This window comes from Nostoc sp. DedQUE08 (assembly GCF_034530895.1).
Classification (GTDB): Bacteria; Cyanobacteriota; Cyanobacteriia; order Cyanobacteriales; family Nostocaceae; genus Nostoc.
The window spans coordinates 171,613-187,005 of sequence record NZ_JAVRCD010000005.1; the positions used below are offsets into that span (position 1 = coordinate 171,613).

General features: G+C 40.8%; 11 protein-coding genes. 4 read left to right on the plus strand and 7 right to left on the minus strand.

From position 1 onward, the window contains the following. Positions 1–31: 31 nt before the first annotated feature. The gene (locus RMY64_RS05395) at positions 32–643 is read left to right on the plus strand and encodes a hypothetical protein (protein WP_322675165.1); all 612 of its coding nucleotides are present in this window, start codon (positions 32–34) and stop codon (positions 641–643) included. Between the two features lie 559 nt (positions 644–1,202). On the opposite strand, the gene RMY64_RS05400 is transcribed toward RMY64_RS05395, so the two are convergent. From RMY64_RS05400 to RMY64_RS05420, 5 genes are all read right to left on the minus strand, one after another. Further along, positions 1,203–3,113 carry a hypothetical protein gene (locus tag RMY64_RS05400; protein WP_322699501.1) on the minus strand — a complete coding sequence of 637 codons (1,911 nt, stop codon included), beginning with the start codon at positions 3,111–3,113 and terminating at the stop codon, positions 1,203–1,205. 414 nt (positions 3,114–3,527) lie between these two features. Then, complete coding sequence (ureG, locus tag RMY64_RS05405) at positions 3,528–4,124, minus strand: urease accessory protein UreG (RefSeq protein ID WP_322675163.1); 597 nt, start codon at positions 4,122–4,124, stop codon at positions 3,528–3,530. A gap of 42 nt (positions 4,125–4,166) precedes the next feature. Then, on the minus strand, positions 4,167–4,859 hold the full coding sequence (locus RMY64_RS05410) for an urease accessory protein UreF (RefSeq protein WP_322682128.1): 693 nt from the start codon (positions 4,857–4,859) through the stop codon (positions 4,167–4,169). Continuing rightward, complete coding sequence (ureE, locus tag RMY64_RS05415) at positions 4,834–5,280, minus strand: urease accessory protein UreE (RefSeq protein ID WP_322699502.1); 447 nt, start codon at positions 5,278–5,280, stop codon at positions 4,834–4,836. Before ureE ends, RMY64_RS05410 begins: the two co-directional genes overlap by 26 nt. Positions 5,281–5,517: 237 nt before the next feature. After that, positions 5,518–7,710: a hypothetical protein gene (locus RMY64_RS05420; RefSeq protein ID WP_322699503.1), complete on the minus strand. Its 2,193-nt coding sequence runs from the start codon at positions 7,708–7,710 to the stop codon at positions 5,518–5,520. A gap of 532 nt (positions 7,711–8,242) precedes the next feature. Between RMY64_RS05420 and RMY64_RS05425 the strand changes: the two genes are divergently transcribed. After that, a complete protein-coding gene (locus RMY64_RS05425) occupies positions 8,243–8,812 on the plus strand; it encodes a Uma2 family endonuclease (RefSeq protein ID WP_322699504.1) in 570 nt (189 codons plus the stop codon). Between the two features lie 38 nt (positions 8,813–8,850). Here the strand turns inward: RMY64_RS05425 and RMY64_RS05430 are convergent, their stop codons facing one another. Then, positions 8,851–10,638, minus strand: a complete 1,788-nt coding sequence (locus tag RMY64_RS05430) for an ATP-binding protein (RefSeq protein ID WP_322699505.1) — start codon at positions 10,636–10,638, stop codon at positions 8,851–8,853. 63 nt (positions 10,639–10,701) lie between these two features. Beyond that, positions 10,702–13,347: a PAS domain S-box protein gene (locus tag RMY64_RS05435; protein ID WP_322699506.1), complete on the minus strand. Its 2,646-nt coding sequence runs from the start codon at positions 13,345–13,347 to the stop codon at positions 10,702–10,704. Positions 13,348–13,658: 311 nt separating this feature from the next. Between RMY64_RS05435 and ada the strand changes: the two genes are divergently transcribed. Continuing rightward, entirely contained in the window at positions 13,659–14,738 is a 1,080-nt protein-coding gene (ada, locus tag RMY64_RS05440) for a bifunctional DNA-binding transcriptional regulator/O6-methylguanine-DNA methyltransferase Ada (protein ID WP_322687781.1), read from the plus strand. Continuing rightward, on the plus strand, positions 14,722–15,360 hold the full coding sequence (locus RMY64_RS05445; protein ID WP_322687780.1) for a DNA-3-methyladenine glycosylase 2 family protein: 639 nt from the start codon (positions 14,722–14,724) through the stop codon (positions 15,358–15,360). The genes ada and RMY64_RS05445 overlap by 17 nt, the downstream gene beginning before the upstream one ends. The last annotated feature ends 33 nt before the right edge of the window (positions 15,361–15,393 follow it).

Sequence of the window (15,393 nt, forward strand, 5' to 3'; positions counted from 1 at the left end):
ATATTATTTTTCAACTCATAGAATAAAAACTATGAAATTTTTCAATGTGGATTTTGGTTTAGTCCAGACTCCCCTGATTCTGGCATTTGTAATGTTTGCACTGAACATACCAGTACACGCCCAAAAACAGTATAACTTACCAGAAAAAGAGGATTATAAACACAGCTTAAGTGTCAGAACTCAATGTTTTCAGGATTTACAAAGAGATATCTCTGCGGAGAGAGTTGCACGATTGTGCCGTAACTCAACCCGTTATACAAGCCAGTGCTTTCAGGAATTAAGAAATTCTACCTCTTTGGAACACGCTGAAAAACTATGCCGTATAGCAACACCTTATACCAGTCAATGCTTCCAGGATTTGCGGAATGTGACATCAACGGAACAGGCAACACGGCTCTGTAATTTTGCTCTAGAGGATACAAATCAATGTTTTCGAGTTTTGAACCAACAGATGTCAACAAACAGAGCAGAACAGGAATGTTTACCTCCTCTTACTTCCGTTTTACAGGCTTGTGTAGATTCCCTGACTTTTGATGCTCAAGGACATCCTACTGGTATTTCGGAAACGGTAGCAGCGATTAATTGTCAAGAAACTTTACTATTGAGATTTCCCCGTTCCAACAGTGATTGGAACAGAGACTAGAATATTCGACGACACATCTAGTTCAAAAGGTTTGCAAGGTGCGACCTTTTGAACAATACATTTTAAATACTATTTCGTTTCCCAAAGGTGCGACGATACAAAGCCAGCTTGTAAAGGCAATACGCTTGGGTTAAGAGGTTGTTTGAAAAGTGTTTCGCTGTAATTATGGACACTTTTAGATCCCCCCTAACCCCCCTTAAAAAGGGGGGAACCGGAATTAAAGTCTCCCTTTATAAGGGAGATTTAGAGGGATCTAAAACTTTTGATACCGAAAAGAGGACTTTTCAAACATCCTCTAAGCCAATTTATCTATTAACGGTAGGCTGTTATTGAGCGGTGGAGGCTTCGGGAGCAGGGGGAGAGAAAAAAGTTTAACTGAACTGTATTGCTTGCAAAGGCAAATTATATCAAATCCGGCTGATTGCACATAGTTTCAATCAAGTAACAGAATGGGTTGTAACTTATTTTTAGTGTGGTTGTTCAACTGGATTTGATATGATTAGTTTCTGCAAACTTATCTGAACCTTATTGTGTTAGGTTTATTGGCCGATTGTTGTGGTTACAAACAGCTTTTTGGTAACACTCCATTATTTCTATCTGGATGATCTCGATAGTATTCAACCTGACACTTTAAATTAGGGAAGTCTTTGTAATTTAAAGGTTTGTCCCTGTCTGATGGATAGAGCAAACCCATTCCCATCGCTGTCGGTGTAATGAAGGAGTTAGTCAAGAGCAGACTCTCGTGAAGAACCTTTTTAGGACCTTTTTTCCAACTAAACAAATCGCCCAACACCGGCACATCACCAAAAATTCCCTTCCACACCGTGCCGATAATAGGTACGTAAGCACGTCCCCCATTTAATGTACTTTGGTTAGAGAATGTTGAAAGAGCGAAAAAATCCACGGCTTTGGTGTAAACATTAGTTGTCACCTCTTGTTTACCGATACGTGATAGTGGGTCTTGTGATCTGTTCTGTTCTGTACCACTAACTAATGGATCAACGATAGTTAAATTGATTTTGAGTTCAGCAGAATTCATATTTCGTAACACATTAGGAATTACCGTCAATGAAACCCCAGTTTTCAGCTCACGAAATACAGCGTTTTGCTCTTGGAGGGCAGCAACTAGGCCAATAACCTGCGCCACAGGCAGAGAGCCAACTGATGGCTTTATGGGAGTTGCCGATATTGATGACGGTATTGCTGGAACAAAATTGTCAACCTGCCCTGTGAGATTTTGAGCCTTTGTGAGCAAATCTGAAAGCTTCAACGGTGGAGTCACATCGAAGGCACTAATCGAATCCGAACTCACCACCGTTTCTATCCCACTCAGACTAGATACACTAGTTCTTCCCACCTGTGCATATTCTACGTCCTTATATTCACTCACAATATCTTGGATTTTGTGCAAAGTAGGGATAACAAAAAAATCTTCTATATCTTGGTTTAATGCATCAACAGTATCTTGTAAACGATTATTAAAGACATCGGCTGATTGTTGCAGATCGTAAGGGTTAAACTGATCTGGTTCATTAATAAAATGGGCATACTGTAGCGCAAAATCAAGTATTGTAGCGCGACTTACCTGGGCGTACTCGTCTTCAGAATCTGTTTTCCAGTAGTCTTTAAATTCTGTCTCCCAACAGCCTTTAGGGAAGGAATAGGCATTTTTTGTATCCTTCTGACCTCTGCACATTGGCTTCAGACCACGAAGAGAAAAAACCCTTTCGAGTGGCTGTCTTCCTTGCTCTTTTAAGGCATCTAAATAGTCTTTATAGCGGGGATCATCTTGAACAAACTTCGTAAGTTTATTAGCTATTTTTTTGGTATTATCGCTATTTCTAGTTTGTGCAGCCACCAAGCGTAAAACTATATCCGTCAGAGATAGAGGGCGATTTTTAGTCAAGGCTGATTTATACCCTAGATTATCAATAAGTAGTTTTTTGAACTCAGGATCAAAGTCCTTTTCATATATCTGATCTCTTGCGTATTCCTCAACTCGAGCATACGTTTCTCGCACTAACTGTTGAGTTTGATTAATTTCCTGGCGTACTTTCGACATTACTTTAGCTAATTCCTCGGGATTATTGCTGGAAATCTGGATTCCCCACATCTCCATCGTGATACCGGGACGGGGAAGATCAATTCCAGCAATCAATCGGTACGCAGAGTTTCTTGCTTCTTTTGAACCATAGAGAATGATATCATTATCAGTACTGTCAGTAGATGTATCTATTATGAGATCCCAATTTTCTTTTTCGTTCACTTTATTTAGAAGTTGCCTTAAAGCGTCTGTATTACGAACGTAATATAACTTTATCCTTTGACTTCCTCTACCTTCTGTATTTTCTGCCATTGGCATTGTTTTATTAAGAAAAGTAGTAGGTTTTTGAGCTTGAGCAGACAAATCACCTCCAAGTACAGCAATAGCACCCAGACTCAGCAAAAAAGAAAGTTGGCGGTTATACATATTTACCCTTCTTAGTCAATACTCTCAATAGATACATCTAGCCTTTTCAAGGTGAGCATCTGTACTATCAAAGTTTTTACGGCATTTCAGGCATCATCTGGAATTGAACAAAGAGATTATATATTCAACTCAAAATTTTTGGACTGGAAATTAAGCGATGCCTACGGCGGGCTACGCCTACGCAATGCCAAAATACCAAAAATGGCTTAAAACACCATTTATTTCATAGTACAAAAGTTCACCTTGAAAGGGCTAATAGATACATCTAATTGTACAGTGTGTAAGTCCTAAGTTTTTGACGTTTCCATCTGACGATAAGACGGCGGTATTTACGTTGATACCAAGCAAAACCAGGTATAGAAAAATAGAGAAGCGAAGCATTTTTGCTCAATTATGACTCCTGCTCATTTTTTTTCAACAGATATTTGTGCAAACAAAGTTAATTACATCTGCAAGTCCAGATTGAGTTTTCAAATTAGTAAAAATAAAAGGTTTATCACCGCGCATTTTTTTAGCATCTCGTTCCATCACACTTAAATCTGCACCAACATAGGGTGCAAGGTCAGTTTTGTTAATCACCAACAAATCAGATTTAGTAATACCGGGGCCACCCTTGCGAGGAATTTTATCACCAGCCGCAACATCGATGACGTAAATCGTTAAATCCACCAATTCGGGACTAAAGGTAGCAGCTAAATTATCACCGCCACTTTCCAAAAAGACCAAATCCAAATTGATAAAACGTTCTTCTAACTGTTCAATTGCCGCCAAATTCATCGAAGCATCTTCGCGGATGGCAGTGTGAGGGCAACCACCAGTTTCTACACCCAAAATGCGATCGCTTGCCAACGCCTGAGAACGTACTAAAAACTGAGCATCCTCCTGAGTATAAATATCATTCGTCACCACCGCAATCTGATACTGCTCACGCAAGCCCTTGCACAAAGCATCAACTAATGCCGTCTTCCCCGAACCCACTGGCCCAGCAACCCCCACTCTAAATGCATTCATAACTCCTCACTCCTGTACAGACAAAGATTTTTCGCGTCTCTCCTAACTCCTAAACAACCTTGTATACTGCGTTTCATGCTGCATACTCGCTAGCGACAAACCCCAACTACAACAGGCGAGTTGATCGTCCTCTAATGCGAGAATTTCTAACGCCGCAACGCTAAATAATGGTTGCAAATCTAGTAATAACTGCTGTCCTGCTGTTTGTCCAAGGGGGATAAGTTTCACGCCAGCAGTAATCAAATTACTTGCCCAACTATGCAGATATCCAAGTAATCCGGCTTTGATACTGATTTGCCAATGGGCAATGGCAATGCCAAAAGCGATCGCATAATTGCAAGGATTCCCGACAGCATTAGCAATAGGTATAATCTGCGGTTCTAGTTTACCAAGTAATTGGATCAGCGATCGCCCCATTTGCCAACTAGAGGCGCGTAATTCTTCTGTTTCCCTAGCTGCGGATAACCACAGATTCCAACGGTATAGCGATTCAATATCACCCATTTTTGCAGCTTGCTGCGATCGTACCATCACCGCCGCTTCTAGCCGAATTGCCCCGTAGAGTAACTCTGCTTTTAGCCAATCTTTGAGATGTAACTGGTTAGCGATCGTACCATTTTCCACCAGGATTTCCAAGCCTTCAGAATAGCTATATGCTCCCACAGGTAAAGCGGGGCTAGCCAGCTGCAAAATACTCAAAAGATGACTATCAATGAGCATGATGGTGTTGTCCATAAGCTCCTAATTCTGGCTGAAACGGTAAAATTTCCTCTTTAACTTCTAACCCCAGTTGTTCCAACATCGTGTGTAAAACAGAATCTGAAGACAAGCGTAAATAAGTTGAGGTAATTTCTACAGGTACATGGCGATTTCCCAGATGGTATGCCGCCCGTAGTAATAAAAGTGGTGTTTGGGCAAAAGCAGTCAGCACTAGTTCTGGTTTGGCAGTAATTCTGATTAAACTGCTATCGGTTTCTTCTTGCAGAATGTCGCCATCGTGTAAGACAGTTCCTCTGGGTAGATGTAAAAACACAAGTTTACCATCTTCTGTTTCAAAGCGATGACGACTGCGGGTGCGTTCTTCTGCTGTTAGCGCCAGAGTAAAAGTGACTGCGGTATCGCGATTAGGTGGTTTAAGTTGGTTAAATGTCAGCATAAAAGTTTTGTCTGAACTTCCGCTTTTTATTAGACATCTCCAGAAATTAATTAAATATGCATTATCCAGAACCTTTATAGAGACGTAGCAATGCTACGTCTCTACATTCATTTTTGGAGATGTCTATTATGATTCTAGTGTGAACACCAATTAGCACCTTCCCATTTCCTCTCACCTGTAACCCTTTGAGTGATGCTCGTACTCCTGCTCTTAACTATCCACAGGAGAAGCAAGTTGTTAATCTTCTGGTGTACGGTCTGTGGAATCTGGCTTATTCCATTTGTGCCACAGTTGTTTAATGTTTTGAATGTTCTCTTCTATTTTTATTGCCTCCCAACCTTCTTTAATAGCTTCCTTCTCTTTATCAGTTAACCTCCAGGATAAAGGCGGACGATACTGATCATCTTTATAAAATTTAGATACTGCATTTTCAGATTTTGAGGGGAAGAAAATGGGAAAGTATTGGATATCTACCTTGTTCTTCGAGTTCTCCCATTTTTTGACCAGCAAATCTGCTTCCTTTGCATTTCGAGACGCCAAAACCGGATCGCGTACCTTGAACATTGCCAGTAATGGCCCTAAAGTCGCCATAAACCAGCCTCCATTCCCCTGCACGTTTTTGATTGAAGCAGATTCGGGGGGAAGAGGAAAAGGATTGATTTGCAATATCAGGACTCGTTTTAGCTTTAAATTATTTTTAGGATCTGACCATTCATTAAGGTGTTCATCCAGCCATTCAGCTGCCGTTACAAAGCCAGAGTTATCGAAATAGCCCCCATCAGCAACGTGATAATTCAGCTGATTTGGGATATCTACCCTGTTGCTGCGACAGATAGGAGAGACATAGGGAAAAGTTGCTGATAGTCTTGCAGCCGTTACAACATTCATATCATAGTCTTTAAAAAGAGTATTAAAGTCTATATACTTTTTCTCAGGAGCCTCCCCAAATGTTACTGGAGTCATCAGAAACCGCCAGCCATTTTCGACTAAAGTGGCATTAAATACAGGAATAGGAATTTCGCCATCAAAAATCTGTTTTCGCCAGGTTCCAAAGGTTTTTGTTTTGTTCGTATCCTTCATTTCCCCCTGCCAGTCTATCTCAACTGCTCTACCACGATCGCACTCTGGACTAACAAGAAATGGAAATCCGATGAATCGCCATAAGTCTAAATAAACCAGACCCCAACCAACGGCATCTAAACTATCTTTAGTAGCAGCATAAAAACTATCTGTTACTTTGGTTTTGGTTTTGTTAGATATTTCCGTTTCTTTCTCTTCTAAAAAACCATCTTTATTAAAGTTATCTAGATAGTACATTGTCCCTACTGAACCGCCTGAGACTGCACTAATCAAGCCAATTGCTTTGGTAAATGAGTTTCCTAACAATTCCTGAAGACCACTTAACACTTGCACTGTCCATCCTGCTGCTTGAATTCCGCCACCACTAGCACAAATAATTACTAAAGTTCGTTCTCCCTCTTGATGTTGAAGACGCTTATCTAGGATTTTATGGAAGTTATTTGAATCGCTATCAACTTTTTTATTGTCTTCCTTTTTCTTAAATTCATTGACTTGAAACCAGTGATCTACATCAAATGCAACATAACTAACTACTGAAAAACTAATAAAGATAACTAGTACAGGAATACGGAAGTAATCAAAATAGAATGTTGCACCTCCATAGAAAAGTGTCACCATCGATATGATCAGTAGCACATACAGGAGTGCAGGTGCTTCAGGTCGCTCTCTTTTTGATTTTGGCTTAAAAAGCAAACCAACCGTAATATAGATAACTACTCCAATTATCAAATAAGCGATCGCTGTCAGATGCCCAGTACTCAATTCACCATCAGGATTAATATAGCCTAATGCATCATGTTTGGTTATGAAAGAAAAGATATCAACAAGTGTCTTTTTTAAAAAAGCATTTGAGCTTAACCATTGCCTGATAAAACTAACAAAAAATAGTAGCCCAATGCCCAATCCTGCACCTACAAATGTTCCCCACAGTCTGTCTTCATTCTTCAGCTTCTCTTTGGACAGGTCAATTGCAATAATGCAAATGTATAAACTTAAGGCAATAGCTATTCCATATTGCCAAAATTCAGAAATTTCTATTGTTGGTGGTACATCAAAGCGATCTGGTGCGTTATCCAAAATGATAGCTGCAACTGAAATTACTGACGTTCCTGCTCCAATTGCGCTCATAATTATGACTGCTAGTTGCCACTTGGTGCGAAGTACAAATAGATTCCTCAACATGGCTGGCAGCCAATCCTTGGCAAGTTTAGGAAGAAGCAGAAGGAATAAACCCATCAAAATAGGCAGGCGCAGGAAAAAAAGATATTTCCAGACCCAGACAGCATCGCAACTTAGTAGCCATGTTGCTAGAACTGCCAGCACCGCCAAAAACCAGATAATTTTTTTCATATTTAAACCTCAACTTATTGGACCTCTTGCAAAAGTCAGTTTTTACATGTCGCTGACTACTTATCATGCTTTTGTTTACCATTTATGCAAGAGGTCTATTGTTGTTTTGTAACTAGATTCTAAACTTTGTGATTATTTTTTCAGTGAGAAAATATAAGTTACTTTTTTTAATATTCACAGGTACCTGTTGTTTAACTATATTAATAACCTACTCCTGATTGCCCTGTTGGTGAGAAAAAGTGAGTATTTTCTGAAAATAATTGTAAATTTTGCGTAGTGTTATCATTAAAACTTAAAAGTAATTAATATATTTTTATAATCTACGCAATATGGACAATATCTCAATGATGTGAAATCTGTAGTTTTTTGGGAAAGTTGGTTAGAATACACCTACACAGTAATTGCGAATAAGTTAAGTTCTGAACACGACTACATAAAACAAATTGGTTCCCAGTTGTAAGCCGTCGACATAAACACCTTTCAATTAGATAAAATCAAACAAACAAAGGCAACGAGCCAAACGGGGACAATCATGAATCAAGCCGTTGAGGGAGTACGCTGGACAATTCACGATTTAGAGGTTCTACCCGAAAATGAGTGGACGCGCTATGAAATTATTAATGGAGAACTCTTTGTGACTCGCACTCCTCACCGCCGTCATCAACAAGTTTGTGGCAAAATATTCCGACAACTCGATGTTTGGTCAGATTCGAGTGGTTTAGGGGAAACAATTGTGGCTCCAGGTGTGATTTTTTCGCAAGCAGATAGTGTTATACCGGATGTAGTTTGGGTAAGTCGAGAACGACTGGTGCAAATTGAAGATGAAGCAGGACATTTGACAGGCGCACCAGAGTTAGTAATAGAGGTTTTATCCCCAGGTAAACAAAACGAACTTCGAGACAAGGAAGCAAAACTGAAACTTTATTCAGTTCAAGGCGTGCGTGAGTATTGGATTGTCGATCGCTTCACTAAACAAGTTGAAGTTTATCGGCGAGAAAAAGCACAGTTGGTTTTAGTTGCTACTTTATTAGGCGATGATGAAATAACATCGCCACTTTTACCCGGATTTTGTTGTTCTATTCGTTTCTTTTTTCCTGAATAATAACAAATTTAAAAAAATATTTTTGGTAACAAAAAGGTTTAATTAGCAACTTCATGCTGTGAGCTACTAATTGGTAAGGTAAACCAAAATGTTGCCCCTGCATTCAATGCACTGTTCACACCAATTTCGCCACCGTGAGCATGGATAATTTGCTTACATAAATACAACCCTAATCCCAAACTTACAGAATTGCCGATACTTGTACCCCGAAAGTAAAGGTCAAAAAGCCGATCGCTTTGTTGTTGACTAATTCCCACGCCGTTATCACTAACAGTACAATAAATCATGTCATCCTGACGGGTAGCATTGATTGTCAAAAGCAATTCAGGGGGATTATGTTTCAAAGCATTGACAATTAAGTTAGAAAAAACTCGCCATAGTTGCGTAGGGTCGGCATTTACTAATGGCAAATCTGCGGACACCAAATTTGTCAGCTTGGCTTGATTTTGCTCTAGCAATGGCTCTAAATCTGCGATCGCAGCTTCGACAACTGCCAGTAATTGTACGGCTTGACGTTGTAAAACAATACCTTGCACCTCACTGATGTGAGTTTCCATCAACGAATTAATTAATTTCAGTTGGCGATCGCAACTTTGAATCATTCGCTCTAAAATTGAGCGGGAAATCGTAATATTTTCCTCTGAACGGGCCAGCAAATTCTTCAACACCATTAAAGTACCTAGTACTGGGTTGCGTAAGTCGTGGGAAACTGCATGGAAAAACACTCGTAGTTCTTCTTCAGTTTGCTTGCGCTGGGTAATGTCTTCAATCAAACCTTCGTAATAAAGCAGTTTTCCTTGTTCATCACGGACTGTATAGGCTTTTTCGGAAATCCAGACAATACTCCCGTCTTGACGATAAATTTGGGACTCGAAATCGGAAACGCTGCCATACTTTTCCATCAGGCGCACAAATTCTGCTCGGCGGTTTGGGTCAACGTACAATTGTTCAATATCAGTAAAATTTGCTGTCACGTCGTCTACTAAAGAGTAGCCATAAATCCTCGCTAAAGCAGGATTTGCCGTAATGTAACGTCCATCGGGACTGCTTTGAAAAATCCCTTCAACAGCGTTTTCAAAAATACTGCGATATTTAGCTTCGGCAACTTTGAGTTTTTGGTAGGCAGATTCTAGTTCTTGGCGGGCGAAAAATTCCGAACGTTGCAGGCGATCGTACAGATAAACACCGATATCACATATAGTACAAAACCAGAAGATATATAAAATGAACGTTACATTATATATTTCTGGGTGGTCGGGGATTGGTGTTTTTAGCCCAAGTACTGTATTCACACCGAAATAGTAAATCAGCACACTCACTTGAGTCAGCAAGTGAAGAATCCAGCAAACAGGCATCAACACAGCTTGGCTCAAGAACAACAGCGACCAGCCGATGGTATCGGGTAGTGCGAAACCTCTGATGGTTGCAAACAACTGCGACGCTAAACTAAGTGACCAAGAAGACCCCAAAAATAATAAATCTGGACGATGACGACCTAATTTAGTTTTATGTAAAGCAAAGCAAATAATTATACTTGCAAGCATTGCAACATTAATTACCAGGCGTTGAGTTCTAAGTACTTCTGGCAGCGGCTGCAACTCTGCAAATGGAAAAAACAGGCCGTAAATATCTCGCAAAGTAAAAGACAACAGACAAATCAGCGCCAGCCATAACCATAAACGTAATCTTTGCCACAAAAAACGGTTACGCCAAACTCTGTAAAGAGTAACGATTTCATCAGTTGTTGGTGCAAAAAAGGTTTTTCTCCACCACCTTTGCACTGTTGTCAATGGAGTAGCCAATAGCATCCGAGCAACTTTGCCCATATCTTGAGGGTGTTTCCTTTACTCAACATTGCCATAAATAACACCCTCTCATTTTTTGGTGATTTATGGGCGATTTGTTGCGGATGAAGTTGCTAAAGGTAGTGTAAACCAGAAAGTTAACCCACGCTTGCGGTTATTTATAACTCCGATTTCGCCGCCATGCGCCTTAATAACTTTCCGACAAAGATACATTTTTAAACCAATGCTTGTAGAGCAGCAATCTTGAGGATCGCGGACATGCAGATCGAAGAGGCGATCGCACTCTACTTTACTCATTCCCACACCGTCATCTTGAATCTGAGTGCGAATCATTCCCCCTTCAACGGTGGCGCTCAGGGTAAAATTTAATCCTGGCGGATTATTTTGCAAGCTATGTGCGATCAAATTTACCACAACTTTCTGCAATCGAATCTCATCTGCCATGACTAACGGTAAGTCTGCCCGAACCAAGTTCTTCAGAGTCGCTTGATTTTGTGTCAGCATGGGTTCCAACTGAGCAAATGTACTTCCCAGTAAGGTGCTAAATTGCACTGGTTCGAGTTTGATCTCAATCCCCTGTTTTTCACAGGAATTAATTTCTAGCAATGAGTTAATCATTGTTAGTTGGCGATCGTTGCCCTGAATCATTCGCTCGATGATTGAGCGAGATATTGGGATTGGGGATTGGGAATTGGGCATTGGGCATTGGGCAAGGTTATTTTCATTGTCCCCTTGTCCTCCTTGTCCCTTTGTCCCCTTGTCTCCCTGCCCCCTGCTCCCCTGCTCCCCTGCTCCCCTGCTCCCCTGCCCTTGATTTAACAAATTCTTTAACACCATCAAGTTACCCATCACGGAAGTTCGTAAATCGTGGGCAACTGTGTGCAAAACTACATCTTTGACACGATGCAAATTTTCAACTTCTTGCATTTTCTGCTGCAACTGTGCTGTCCGTTCTTGGACTTGGTATTCTAAATTAGTGTTGAGTTCTGCTAGCTTTTGGCATATCTGACTTTGTTGAATCGCGATCGCTAGCTGTTCTGACATCTGCTGTAACAAATCAATTTCTATGGGCTGCCAATGACGCGGCCCTGAGCATTGATTGGCAATTAACGCCCCAAATAATTCATTGCCTAGCATAATTGGTACAGCCAAGCTAGCCTTCGTTTGGAATTTTTGACAGTGTGCTTTTACTTTGGGAGATGCTGATATTTGCGTTACGTCTTCAACCACACGCACACGATTATCTTTTAATAAGTTTCTTAATTCTTGTAGATAAGCTTCATCTTTAGTAGACCAACCTGAAACTGATGGATATTTAGGATCTACTGATTCAGCAAGAGTTTTGACTCCTAAATTAGCATTATTTAAACCAATGAAAACTCGATCTGCTTGCAGAAATTGCCTGACTTCCGTCACGGTGGTTTGAAGAATTTCCTCTAATTTCAGCGAAGATCGAATTCGCACTAGGGTTTCTGCCAACAAGCGATCGCGTTGGGCACAAAAGCGTAATTGTGCTTCTACTTGTTTGCGTTCTGTAATGTCATGATGCACTGCTAAAATGGCAGGAATACCATTCAAATCAATGACTTCGGCTGACAGCAGCGTTGTAATTATCTCGCCAGATTTTTTCCGAAAATCAATTTCTAAGTTACGAGCAACTCCCGTGCTTTGCAACTCTTGCACTAAGTTTAGGCGATCGCGATCGTGTACCCAAAGATTTAATTCAAAAGAAGTTTTACCAATTGCCTCATCTCGCCCATAACCGGAAAGATTCACAAAACTGTCGTTAACTTCGATAAAGCGTCCTTCTTGCAGCGTGCTAATGGTAATTGAATCGGGGCTGCAACTAAAAGCTTTCGCAAATTTTTGGGCAAGATTTTGTAAAGCGACTTCCCCTTGTTTGCGATCTGTGATGTCTCGGACAATTGCTAGTACTTCATCTGTACCACTAACTACCAACCGCGCCTCATAATCTCTGTTTCCCAAAGATGTTGGTAGTTGATATTCACAAGTTTGCAAAATTCCCGAATCTAAAGTTTTAGCGATCGCTACTTGGCTAATAGCTGCAACATCACTCGGCAATAACTCTTGCAGATTTTTTCCAACTATTTCTTCTCTCGAAAGAGTGATATTTGCACCCTCACTTTTTAAATCTAGATACTCGCCATCGCGGCTGATGCGAAACATCAAATCGGGGATAGCATCCAAAACTGCTTTATATCGTGCCTCACTCTCAAGCAATTTTTCTTGGGCTTGTTTTCGATCTGTAATATCCATAACCAAGCCATGCCAAAGAAAATCACCTGTTGCTTGTAATTCTGGTTGTAAAGTACCTTGAATCCATTTAAGTTTGCCACTAGGCGTAATAATCCGACTTTCCCAATGCCAAGGTGTAAGAGTAGTACGACAAACAGCAATAGATTCTGTAAAAGCTTTTATATCTTGTGGATAAATCAGTTTGCATAACACCTGAAAGTCTGGCTGTATAGCCTCTGGTTCTAATTCATACAAATATTTACAACCAGAACTAATATAAGGAATAAATACAGAACCATCCTGCCGTTGCAGAATTTGGAAAATCATTCCCGGTAAATTGGCAGCAATTGTTTCCAGCAGGGGGATCTTCTCTGGTAGAAAATCTGGTTTCTGCGATGATTTTACAATTTCATCCACTCTTAGACCCTTTGATATATAAGCAATTGGCATAATATTCAAGGTAATCATAGCCATTGTAAAAGTTTTTTAGCTGTCAGCACGTAGGCGTAGCCCGTCGTAGACATCGCTAAGAGCAAAAAAGTGGCTATACTTTCAGCGTAGTTCTGGATGCTGCGATCGCATTCACCCAATCGGGTGAACCATTTGTCAAAAAGCGAATGACTTTAGGAGTGCTGACAGAATACCCTGAGATAATCAACTTCGATCGCAACAATCAGATAGAAAGTAGTTGAACGATACATTTAATCTAGTTTTACCTAAAGGCAAAAACTAATCATGGGCAATCCAAAGTCGGGGTACTTTGCAATAGATTTGAGGAGCGATGAATGCAATTACAACAGACACAACTTTTAGAAGAAACACTATGGGAAGCAGTTCTCAATCGAGACTCCGCTTTTGAAGGTAAGTTTTTTTACGGTGTTCGCTCTACAGGCATTTATTGCCGACCTATTTGCCCTAGTCGCAGACCGAATCGGAATCAAGTTTGTTTTTTTCAGTCGGTACAAGATGCTGAAATTGCAGGTTTTCGACCTTGTAAGCGCTGTCAACCACAATCTGAAATAGTTCCAAATACAGCCAAAATCTTAGCAGTATGTCGATATATTGAAGCACAAGTCGATCGCATACCAACCCTATCGGAATTATCCTCTCAGGTAGAAATGAGTCCTAGTTACCTACAAAGAATATTCAAGCAGATAATTGGTGTATCGCCTTTTCAATATGCAGATGCGCTGCGTAGCCAGCGATTGAAACAGCGTCTTCAGTCGGGGGAAGAAATTGCTGATGCAGTTTACGATACTGGGTATGGTTCAAGTAGTCAACTGTATGAGAAAGCACCTAAACAATTAGGAATGACACCAAAAATTTACCAACAAGCTGGAAAAACAATCAACATTGTTTATGCGATCGCTCCATGTTCGCTAGGATATTTGCTGGTGGCAACAACAGAGAAGGGTATCTGTGCCGTTAAACTAGGTGATGAAGCAGACAAGCTTGAACACATTTTGAACCAGGAATTTTACCAAGCGCAGATCGTGCGTGACGATCGCACACACAAGGAATGGATACAAGCAATCCTCGACTTCATTGCAGGAGGTGAAACAAATCTTGATTTACCACTTGATGTTCGTGGGACAGCATTTCAGAAACAGGTTTGGCAAGCATTACAAAAAATTCCCTATGGCGAAACCCGCACTTACACTGATATCGCCCGTAATCTTGCCAAGCCCCAAGCAGTCCGCGCTGTAGGTAATGCTTGTGGGGCTAATCCGATCGCGCTAATTGTACCGTGTCATCGGGTGCTGCGGAGTGATGGCAGTCTTGGGGGTTATCACTGGGGAATTGAGCGCAAACAAAAACTGCTTACACAAGAATCGAAATTTCTCAAAGATGACTCAAACACCTGAACTAGAATCGTTGACAGAAGAAAGTCTTACCCGTGGTTTAATGGTGCTTGCCAAACTCGATCGCGATTTGGCTCGGATTTTAGAAACACTGGGGCCTCCACCGATGTGGAAAAGAGAAGCGGGTTTTACAACACTTCTGTGCATCATTCTGGAACAACAAGTTTCTGTAGCGGCTGCAAAGGCTATATTTACCAGATTATGTGGGGTTGTTGTCACTCTGACACCAGAAAATTTTCTGATATTGGATGATGTTCAATTAAGAGCGATTGGATTCAGTCGGCAAAAAATTTTATACTGTCGTGGGTTGGCGAATGCTATTGCAACTGGTCAGCTTGACCTCAGCAAGCTCGAAAGAATGGACGAAAATACGATCAGAACTGAGTTAAAGCGTCTCAAAGGTATCGGAGACTGGACAGTTGATATTTATTTGCTCATGGCGCTGCAACGTCCTGATGTCTTTCCTAAAGGCGATTTAGCGATCGCAATTGCTCTACAAAAACTCAAAAACTTGGCGACGCGTCCAACACCAGTGCAACTAGAAGCAATGACACAGCACTGGCGACCGTGGCGAGCAGTTGCGGCAAGACTTCTATGGCATTATTACCTGAATAATCCCAAATAATTGCTCACTTCTCTAACCAGACGCTGCGCGAAC